At 48.7% G+C, this 2,203-nt stretch carries 2 protein-coding genes; both read right to left on the bottom strand.

Features of this window, described 5'->3' with window-relative positions; translation table 11 throughout:
* Positions 1 to 12: 12 nt before the first annotated feature.
* Complete coding sequence (locus COGEMETH_RS23055; protein ID WP_238185017.1) at positions 13 to 876, bottom strand: hypothetical protein; 864 nt, start codon at positions 874 to 876, stop codon at positions 13 to 15.
* Between the two features lie 13 nt (positions 877 to 889).
* Positions 890 to 2,083 carry a hypothetical protein gene (locus COGEMETH_RS23060; protein WP_238185018.1) on the bottom strand — a complete coding sequence of 398 codons (1,194 nt, stop codon included), beginning with the start codon at positions 2,081 to 2,083 and terminating at the stop codon, positions 890 to 892.
* Positions 2,084 to 2,203: the final 120 nt, after the last annotated feature.

Raw genomic sequence — 2,203 nt, forward strand, 5'->3', positions numbered from 1 at the left:
GCCAAAGTAGTGCTAGTGGCCTCCCTCTAGGGAAATCGCGAGATGACTGGGCATCGTAGGAAGTTCGATTTGCAGATTACGCGTCCATATCTCTCCTTCGTTGCTGAAACCCGCCCTCTGATAGACTTCGCGGCAGAGCAGGTTCGCGTCTGTGTGGATCATCCGCGCGGTGCATATTTGTCGGTCAGCGGGTAGGAGGCCCAAAACAGTGGCGAGCACACCGTCTTCAACATTAAGACCAGCGACCCGGCAGCTCATCACATACTGCAAAATATCCGCGTTTTTCGTCATGAGTACGCCAACAAGGCCATAGGGCGTATGCCGGTCTGCAACCGCAAAAGTGTAGAAGAGGCCGCCATCGTCAAAATGACTTTGAGCGTCACTGGCGCTCAGACGGATGCCAGTCGTATTGAATTGATTAGTCTTGTTTATCAGCTCAAAAGCTCTGGCAAATTTCTTATGATCGGTACTGCGAATTACTTCTATCTCTACTGCCAACTCAAGCGAGGCCAGGAACACATCCCTTGTCATGCCTTTGCTAGTTTCATCGCGTTTGATTTGGCTCTGAACCATGTCTGTTCGCAGAACGGACTCATTGGTTAGTTGGGCGACCTGCGTCTCAGCGCTCCACATGAGAATCCGCTTAAAGTACAAGGGGAGGTCTCCAAGGACCCTTATATCTGGATAGGCCGCCTGCATCGCGTCCCGCTCGACCGGGTTGTCGTCGATAAAGACCACATTCCGTGATAATAAATTCACAGTCTTCAGTATTTCGCCCATGTTGATGGCCTTGGGCTGATAATTAATTCGATATAGCGCGAAATCTTCGATGGAGATTGTTGCCCCGAGAATACGCTTCCAGTTCTTTAGTACCAATTCTTCATCATTCTTACTTAATAATAGCCAGTATAATTCCTCGCTTCTTTAGATGTATGAGTGCTTCCGCAAAACTTGAAGGCCAGCCGGCGATGTTACCCTCACCCTCACCAACAAGGCCCCGCCAAAGCGTGTCGTCCAGATCGATCACGACCATCTTCACGATATCGGTTGCCCGAAGGGTCCTGTGCATAGCAAGTACTTCCTGCCATGCCCCGTGAACGAACGGGAGAGCGTCATACTTGTACATGACCGTAGCCGGCGGCGGCCTAACAAGGCGGTTAGCGTCTAATGGCGCATCACCCTCAGTCAGCGTGCCGCCATGGTTCGACAGCGAGTGAAAATCGTCGCGCGAATATCGTTTTCCGTGCACGGAGCAGATTGCTTCTAGGTCAAGCAGATAGGTATTTTTGAATTTCTTAATATAACCTCCCACGAAACGGTTCAGCTCCTCAGTAAAAAAGATGATATTACTCAAGCTGTATCGATCTTCAAAACGCCCGTTCAATCCAGCGCATGGGGAAATAAAATTACAGACGTAAGTCTCCAATCCGTATTTGATATTGAATCTCAACATTGCATCAATGAAAACAGCAATTCGTTGCTTACTTGCCTCAAATTCCCGCTCAAATTCTTGGATCTGGTTTGGAGATATCTTGAGATAGCTGTCTGGTATGGCGGCGGCCATTGGTACCGCGACGATCTGGAAATCGAAGTGATACGCAGATGGCATGATACTGTCCGGGATGTCGTCGAGGTTGCCGACGATATATTGCTGCGACACGACGGGGAGCCGCTTGGCTCCTTCGGCGCCTCTCCAGTCGTTGAAGAAACATTGACCTAGCAATAGGACTTTGCTTTTATTCGGCTCCGTCACGCTGAGATCGCTCGGACATAAAAAAACGTCCCGATGCTGGGCGATGATTTCGTCAAATCGGCCAGTTTTTTCTTTTTCTGAAGAATACTCAGTGAGTACTTTTTGCTTTAATTTACATAAAAACTCGTCTGATCCCATAATTCGGTTTAGGACCTGCTCCATGTTACCGCATGTGAACATATAAACTTGAATTTCATGATCGCTTTCAGGGTCTCGCTCAAGAAGCGACCTTACAGCAGCAGTCACCTGGGTCGAAGTTACAGGAAATTTACCCGTATTGACCTCTTGGAAGAAAGAAGACTGCGCTGCATCGATCGACTTAAAACTCATTCTCAACAATCCCTTTTAGGCACCTGAGGCTGCAGCAATCTTGCTTTCTAGCAAGACCGTAAATCGCTCGTCAAATTTCGTTGTGTGCGTTGCCATGCCCGTCTAGTGCACTGACTCAGA

It is taken from the genome of Methylobacterium trifolii, from assembly GCF_022179685.1.
Classification (GTDB): domain Bacteria; phylum Pseudomonadota; class Alphaproteobacteria; order Rhizobiales; family Beijerinckiaceae; genus Methylobacterium; species Methylobacterium trifolii.

Coding starts and splice junctions, on each gene's coding strand:
- COGEMETH_RS23060 (WP_238185018.1), bottom strand. CDS start 2,083: ATGAGTTTTAAGTCGATCGATGCAGCGCAGTCTTCTTTCTTCCAAGAG.